Below are 7163 nucleotides of genomic sequence, written 5' to 3' on the forward strand. Positions count from 1 at the left end.
CGCCTACTGACAAGCTGAATCGTTTCACTTACACTCAGACTGAATCGTTTCAGCCAATTGTTCAAGATCCCACGGAGAGTAGGTTTCAATGATATGATCCCGCGCACACTTTTTCGGTGCCCCCACCAGGAACCGGCGCGGGCCTTGCAACTCAAACAGAGCCAATATGATGAAACTGGATGAAATCGCCGCGCTGGCCGGTGTCTCGCGTACCACGGCCAGCTATGTGATCAACGGCAAGGCCGATCAATACCGCATCAGCCAGGCCACCCGCGACAAGGTGATGGCCGTGGTCCATGCCCACAACTATCAGCCGGACAGCCGCGCCGCCTCCCTGCGTGGCGGCCAGACCAGGACACTGGGCTTCATCCTGCCCGACCTCGAGAACGCCAGCTATGCCAAGCTCGCCAAGCGCCTCGAACAGGGGGCCCGCACCCAGGGTTATCAGCTGCTGATCGTCTGCTCGGAAGACGAACCGGACACCGAGAAGGAGCTGGCCCGCATGCTGGTCAGCCGTCATGTGGATGCACTGCTGGTGGCGAGCTGCCTGCCCCCGTCGGATCCCTTCTATCTGGAACAGCAGGCCAGGGGGGTGCAGATCCTCGCCATCGACCGGGCCATGAGCGCCGATCACTTCGTCACCGTCGCGAGCGAAAACCAGAAGGCGAGCTTCGATCTCACCGCCTCCCTGCTCAGCCCCGCCCTGCGCCATGTGGCGCTGATCACCGCCCTGCCCACCCTCACGATCAGCCATGAGCGACGCGCCGGCTTCGAACAGGCCCTGGCCAGCCATGCCAGCCCCCTGACGGCCCACATCTGCGAAGGTGCGCAGTTCTCCCGCGCCGAGGGGTATCGCCTGATCAAGGCGTTGCACCGGCAACTCGGCCAGTTGCCCGAGGCCCTGGTGACCACCTCCTACATTCTGATGGAGGGGGTGCTCGATTATCTGCTGGAAAGAGAGCTGGGACAGGAGAGCGACATGAGCCGGATCGCCATGGCCACCTTCGGGGATGACCGCCTGCTCGACTTCCTCCCCTTTGGCATCAACTCCCTGCCCCAACAACATGACGCCCTGGCCGGCCAGGCGCTCACCCTGGCCCTCGAGGCCATCAACGGCACCTACCGCGCCGGCCTGCACTACGTGAGCCGCACCCTGAAACGCCGCCGCTAGGCCGGGGCGCAGACGCCGGGGGCGACAGGGTCGCCTTCGGTCATGCTGGCCCCACAGCGCCGCCCCACGGCCATAGCCGAACTGTCATCTTTTATTTCCACCTTTTTGCCTTTCACAGCAGAACACTCGCGCAATCTCGCTTGTTTTCGATATTTTAATCCGTTAAGTTGGCAACCCTGTTTTACAACCTGCGGCTGTTCGTAACGATGTCTCCACTCCGATATTGCTAGCCTCCGGCCTCGATCCCGGAGGTGCCCCCTTCCTTGCCCTGGCACTCTTTTTCTCAATCCCGGATGGATACTATGAACACCAAGACTCTCGGTTGTACCCTGCTTATCGCCGGCACCACCATAGGGGCCGGCATGCTGGCCCTGCCGCTGGCCTCTTCGTCCCTGGGTGGCCCCGCCACCCTGTTGCTGATGGTCGGCCTCTGGGCCCTGATGGCCTTCACCGCCATGCTGCAGGTGGAAGCCAGCCTCAACACCGGCAAGTGGTACCTGCACCAGCTGGCGGATCACCTGCTCGGCCCCTGGGGCAAGCGCATCGCCTCCTTCTGCATCCTGATGCTGTTCTACGCGCTGGCCTCCGCCTACATCAGCGGCGGCAGCAGCCTGCTGGTTCAGGCGCTGACCGATGCCGGCATGAGCGTCAGCCAGGAGCAGGCGGCCTGGGCCTTCACCCTGCTGTTCGGCGGCATGGTCTGCGTCGGCACCAAACAGGTGGATTACCTCAACCGCCTGATGTTCACCGTGAAACTGGTGATCATGGTGGGGGTACTGGCCCTGCTGCTGCCGCGCGCCGAGGGACAACACCTGCTTGCCATGCCGCTCGGTCAGGGCTTGCTGCTGGCGGGCCTGCCGGTGATCTTCACCTCCTTCGGTTTTCACGGCTCCATCCCTAGCGTGATGATCTACCTCGGCGACTGCCCCAGGCAGCTACGCCGGGTCTTCGTGTGGGGCTCCGCCCTCCCCCTCATCCTCTACGTGCTGTGGCAGGTGGCGATCCTGGGGCTGCTGGGCCAGCAATCCCTGATCCAGACTGGCGGCGCTCTGGACAGCCTGCTCGCCAGCGTCGGCAACCTGGTGAACTGGCCCGCCTTCAACCAGGCCATGCACCTCTTTGCGGATCTCGCGCTCGCCACCTCCTTCCTCGGGGTGACGCTGGGGCTGTTCGACTTCATGGCCAAGGTGACCCAACGCAAGGACAACTGGCAGGGGCGCACCCAGACCGGTCTCATCACCTTCGTGCCACCGCTGCTGTTCGCCCTCTACTTCCCCCAGGGCTTCATCATGGCGCTCGGCTACGCCGCCATCGCGCTCGCGGTGCTGGCGGTGCTGCTGCCGGTGGCCCTGGTGTGGCAGAGCCGCAAGCAAGCCGAACCCCACCACTACCGGGTCCCGGGCGGCGTGCTGGCCCTGGGTCTCGCCGGTGCCATGGGGGTGCTGATCGTCGGGGTACAGGTGAGCGTCAGCCTCGGCATGCTGCCCGCGCTCTAAGCCGCGACTTTCCCTGCGGCTCGCGAGAGGCCCCGCCAACCGGGTTGGCGGGGCCTCTCGTCATTTGCCCGCCCTGCGGCGGGATGCCGGCCCTTGCCCCTCTGCCTCCACTCTCTGCTTTCACTCTCTCCATCCGCGTCCCGATATGAACAAAATGCCATGTGTATGTACATATATGGACAACTCCACCATACTGAGAACAAGGCGAACCCATACCGGGGTTCGCCCCGATGCAATCCATAAGGAGGAGCCATGGTCGCCACAGCACAAGCCAATCACCGGGACAATGCCGTCGATCCCAGCAAGGCGCTGCCGGTGGTGTTTCGCATCCTGGACAAATGGCGGTGCAGCACGGATGAACAGCTGACGCTGTTCGGCATCTCTTCCCGTTCAACTCTGAACAAGTACAAGGAGGCGAGCGGTGGCATCCGTCTCAGCGCCGATCTGCAGGAGCGGATGAGCTACATCCTCAACATCCACAAGAGCCTGCGGGTGCTGTTCAGCGTCGATGAGAGCATCTACGGCTGGGTGCGCAAACCCAACAGCCACCCCTTCTTCGCCGGGCGCAGCGCCATGGACGTCATGCAGGGGGGGCGCGTCGCCGATCTCTATGAGGTGGCCACCCGGTTGCACGCCTGGCGCGGAGGCATGGCCTGATGTCCGCGATGCCGCCATCGCGCGAGCTGCAGGATCAGCAGGCCTTTCGCATCATCCCGAGCCGCTATCCCCCCATCTGCCTCTATGAGGACGTGGCCAACGCGGACGAGCTGGAGGCGGTCTGGGCCGTCGAGGCCCTGACCAACGATCGCCTGCGGGAAGAGGCCGGGGAGCTGGCGCGAGTGCCGAAAGAGGATTGGCTGGTGGGGCTGGCCGGCGGTAGCTATGTGATGGCCGCCTTCACCTACCTCAATCCCGAGGGGGCCCGCTTCACCACGGGAGACTTCGGCGGCTACTACTGCGCCCCCCTGCTCGACACTGCGGTGAAAGAGACCGTCTATCACCAGGAGCGGATCTTCGGCTACACCAATGAACCGCCCCAGAAGCTGCAGATGCGGGTGCTGCACACCGAGTTCTGCGCCCGCCTCGTCGATATCCGGGGGGAGGATTACCTCGCCTCCCCCCTCTATCACGCCACCGACTATGGCCACTCCCAGGCCTTCGCCCGGGAGCAGAAGCGAGGCGGGGCGGACGGCATCCACTACCGCTCGGTACGCCATAGCGGCCACGACTGCTACGTGCTCTACCGCCCCCGCCTCATCACCAAAATTCACCAGACCCAGCATCTGGAGTACCACTGGAACGGCAGCGCCATCGCCAATGTGCTGCAGATCAGGCTGTATGGAGAGTGATCAGAGCAAGGTCCCTCAAACCAGCCATGAATGACACAAGCCCCGCCAACCGATGTTGACGGGGCTTGGCTTTTGGGGTGGACAACGGACGTGCCAACCCGGCAAAGATTGCTGCTAGCCTCAGAGACAAGCCATTGGATCATCAGCAAAATCAAGCAAGCCACCACGGAGCCACTCATATGACCATAGTGCCCATCTACGCAGCCCTGCTCGCCCTGCTCTTTGTCTTGCTCAGCGTACGCACCATTCGCACCCGCCATAGTCGGGGAGTGGCGCTGGGGTACGGGGATGATCCCGCCATGCTGCGAGTCATGCGGGTACATGCCAACTTTGCCGAGTATGTCCCCCTCACGCTGCTGCTCATCTATTTTGTCGAAGCCTCCGGCCACACGCCCTGGCTAGTCCATCTGCTGGGAGCCACCCTGTTGTTTGCCCGCCTCTGCCACGCCTTTGGCATGAGCCGCACGCCGGAAAATTTCCGCTACAGGGTACTGGGAATGGGGCTGACCTTCAGCGTGATCCTGGTAAGTGCAGCGTATATCTTGATCACGGCACTCATCTCTTGACCGCTTCACGACCGGCCAGAAAGACAAAAACCCCGCCAGATTGGCGGGGCTTTTTTAGCAACCGAACTGCCTGGGAGCCTGGCTCCCGAGCCGCTTACTGGTTATGGCTGGCGCGGCGGGGGCGACGGGCCTGGGCCGGTTTAGCTGCACCGCCTTCCGGACGGGCACCGCCCTGGGGCTTGCCGCCGTTGCCACCACGACCACCGCCTGCATTGGCACCATTACCGGAGCGACCGGCGCCCTGGCGTTGGCCCTGGCCTTGACCTTGCGGGCGGGGCGCACGGCGCTGCTCGCTCGGATCCCGGGGCTCCTTGCGCAGCGGCGCACCTATGCCGCGGGCGATGTTGTCGAGGGTCTCGCGGGAGGCCTCGAAGCCGGGCACCTGCTCGCAGGGGATGTTCTGCTTGGTCAGGCGTTCGATGGCCTTGATGAGCTTGCCCTCGTCGGCCGCCACCAGGGAGATGGCATGACCGGCGGCGCCGGCACGGCCGGTACGGCCGATGCGGTGCACGTAATCTTCCGCCACGTTCGGCAGCTCGAAGTTCACCACCTGGGGCAGCTTGTCGATGTCGAGGCCACGGGCCGCGATATCGGTCGCCACCATCACGCGCACACTGCCGTCTTTGAACCCTGACAGGGCGCGGGTACGGGCGCCCTGGCTCTTGTTGCCGTGGATGGCGGCGGCGCTGATGCCGTCTTTCTCGAGCTTCTCGGCAACCCGGTTGGCGATGTGCTTGGTGCGGGTGAACACCAGCACCTGCTGCCAGTCGTTGCTGGAGATGAGGTGGCTCAGGAGCGCGATCTTGTTGGCCTTGTCGCAGGGGTGCACCAGCTGCTCGATGCGCTCGGCGGTGCTGTTGCGCGGGGCCACTTCGATCACCGCCGGGTTGTCCAGGAGACCCGTGGCCAGCTCGCGGATCTCGTCTGCGAAGGTGGCGGAGAAGAGCAGGTTCTGGCGCTTCTTCGGCAGCAGGGCCAGGATACGGCGAATGTCGCGGATGAAGCCCATATCGAGCATGCGATCCGCTTCGTCCAGCACCAGGATCTCGACTTCGTCGAACTTCACGGCGTTCTGGTTGTAGAGATCCATCAGGCGGCCCGGGCAGGCCACCAAGACGTCCAGACCACGGCGGGTCGCCATCATCTGGGGGTTGATGCTCACGCCGCCGAAGACCACGTGGCTGCGGATCGGCAGGTGCTTGCCGTAGTTGCGCACGCTCTCGCCCACCTGGGCGGCCAGCTCGCGGGTCGGGGTCAGCACCAGGGCACGGATGCGATTGGGGGAGACCTTGCGCTTGCTTTCAGTCAAACGCTGCAGCATGGGCAGGGTGAAGCCTGCGGTCTTGCCGGTACCTGTCTGGGCGGCGGCCATCAGGTCGCGGCCAGCCAGGACGGCGGGGATCGCTTGTTGCTGGATGGGAGACGGGGTGTCGTAGCCTTGCTCGGCAACGGCACGCAACAAGGGTTCGGCCAGACCGAGGGAAGTAAAACTCATAGTTACCTGCTAGGGATAGGGGCGCCGGGGGTTTGTGGTGGGGCTCCTCTGCTGAGCCGATGCCATCTCACAGGATCCGGGCCTATGGAGAAAACACGATTTCCCCGGGGAGCAGAGCAAAGGGGAAAGAATAGAGGCGCAGTCTAACGGAGTTGGCGCGGTTACACGAGGAAAATGTGATGGGCCTCCCAGCACGGGTGGAAAAGCCGGTCAGGGCGCGGCAGAATGGCGAAAATGCGGCCGTATGGATCTGGGCCCCTGCACATGATGGAGAGGGCGGCGCAACACACGGAACAGGAGGTTCTGCTTGAGAAGGATGTTCACCCCCACCACCATCCGGCGCATGCTGGTTCTCGCCTTGCCCCTCGTCCTGAGCCTGCCGCTCGGCGCCAGGGAGACACTGTCGGTGGCCTGGAGCCACTGGCCCCCCTTCAGCCAGATCGACGCGGACGGCACCCTCGGCGGGCTGGACGTGACCCTGACCCGCCGGATCCTGGGCGAGGCTGGCCTTCACCCTACCTTTCGCAACCTTCCCTGGGCCCGGGCCCTGCACCTCGTGGAGCGCCAGCAGCTGGATGTCGCCATGGGCGCCCTGAAGACCCCGGAGCGGGAGCGTTTCGCCCGCTTCTCGGCCCCCTACCGGCGCGCCAGTTTCGTGCTGCTGAGCCATCGCCCCGGGCCGGGCGAACCCGATCGCTGGCAAGGGCTGGAGCGGCTGACGGATCTGTGCCAAACGACTGGGCTGCACCTTGGCAAGCTGCGGGGCACCCGCCCCCTGCCCCTGAGCGAGGAGTGCCCCGCCCTCAGGCAGGCAACCGAATACAACTCGGACGACAGGCTGATCACCCTCTTGCTGGCGCGTCGCCTCGACGGCGTCATCATGGAGTGGCAACACGCCCATCACAGGCTCGAACAGCTAGGAGCAAACGGCTTCACCCAGTGCCAGGTGCTGCTGCACCAGCAGCCGGTGAGCCTGATGCTTGCAAGGGAAGCCGTGAGCGAGGCAACCCTGGCCCGCATCGATGCCGCCATCGCCACCCTGCCCCCGCCCAGCCCCGCCTTTGCCGCTCCTAGCTGTTCGAGCCT

At 64.4% G+C, this 7163-nt stretch carries 7 protein-coding genes; 6 read left to right on the forward strand and 1 reads right to left on the reverse strand.

Annotated elements, in window-relative coordinates:
• Positions 1-166 precede the first annotated feature (166 nt).
• From cra to BN1132_RS00955, 5 genes are all read left to right on the forward strand, one after another.
• The gene (gene cra / locus BN1132_RS00935; protein ID WP_042074214.1) at positions 167-1171 is read left to right on the forward strand and encodes a catabolite repressor/activator; all 1005 of its coding nucleotides are present in this window, start codon (positions 167-169) and stop codon (positions 1169-1171) included.
• A 302-nt stretch (positions 1172-1473) separates the two neighbouring features.
• Positions 1474-2667 (forward strand): aromatic amino acid transport family protein, encoded by a 1194-nt coding sequence (locus BN1132_RS00940; protein WP_042074216.1) that lies wholly within the window; start codon positions 1474-1476, stop codon positions 2665-2667.
• A gap of 252 nt (positions 2668-2919) precedes the next feature.
• A complete protein-coding gene (locus BN1132_RS00945; RefSeq protein ID WP_042074217.1) occupies positions 2920-3324 on the forward strand; it encodes an MbcA/ParS/Xre antitoxin family protein in 405 nt (134 codons plus the stop codon).
• 8 nt (positions 3325-3332) lie between these two features.
• Positions 3333-4016: an RES family NAD+ phosphorylase gene (locus tag BN1132_RS00950; RefSeq protein ID WP_042074225.1), complete on the forward strand. Its 684-nt coding sequence runs from the start codon at positions 3333-3335 to the stop codon at positions 4014-4016.
• A gap of 179 nt (positions 4017-4195) precedes the next feature.
• Positions 4196-4582: an MAPEG family protein gene (locus BN1132_RS00955; RefSeq protein ID WP_042074219.1), complete on the forward strand. Its 387-nt coding sequence runs from the start codon at positions 4196-4198 to the stop codon at positions 4580-4582.
• 94 nt (positions 4583-4676) lie between these two features.
• Here the strand turns inward: BN1132_RS00955 and BN1132_RS00960 are convergent, their stop codons facing one another.
• Positions 4677-6077: a DEAD/DEAH box helicase gene (locus BN1132_RS00960; RefSeq protein WP_042074221.1), complete on the reverse strand. Its 1401-nt coding sequence runs from the start codon at positions 6075-6077 to the stop codon at positions 4677-4679.
• A gap of 307 nt (positions 6078-6384) precedes the next feature.
• Between BN1132_RS00960 and BN1132_RS00965 the strand changes: the two genes are divergently transcribed.
• A partial coding sequence (locus tag BN1132_RS00965) for a substrate-binding periplasmic protein (RefSeq protein WP_052446993.1) occupies positions 6385-7163 on the forward strand: 779 nt, incomplete at its 3' end.

Origin of the sequence: Aeromonas sanarellii (assembly GCF_000820085.1) — a bacterium.
GTDB classification, from domain to species: Bacteria; Pseudomonadota; Gammaproteobacteria; order Enterobacterales; family Aeromonadaceae; genus Aeromonas; species Aeromonas sanarellii.

Excerpts from the sequence above, each read along its gene's own strand:
- cra (WP_042074214.1), top strand. The coding sequence starts at position 167 with ATGATGAAACTGGATGAAATCGCCGCGCTGGCCGGTGTCTCGCGTACC.
- BN1132_RS00940 (WP_042074216.1), top strand. The coding sequence starts at position 1,474 with ATGAACACCAAGACTCTCGGTTGTACCCTGCTTATCGCCGGCACCACC.
- BN1132_RS00945 (WP_042074217.1), top strand. The coding sequence starts at position 2,920 with ATGGTCGCCACAGCACAAGCCAATCACCGGGACAATGCCGTCGATCCC.
- BN1132_RS00950 (WP_042074225.1), top strand. The coding sequence starts at position 3,333 with ATGCCGCCATCGCGCGAGCTGCAGGATCAGCAGGCCTTTCGCATCATC.
- BN1132_RS00955 (WP_042074219.1), top strand. The coding sequence starts at position 4,196 with ATGACCATAGTGCCCATCTACGCAGCCCTGCTCGCCCTGCTCTTTGTC.
- BN1132_RS00960 (WP_042074221.1), bottom strand. The coding sequence starts at position 6,077 with ATGAGTTTTACTTCCCTCGGTCTGGCCGAACCCTTGTTGCGTGCCGTT.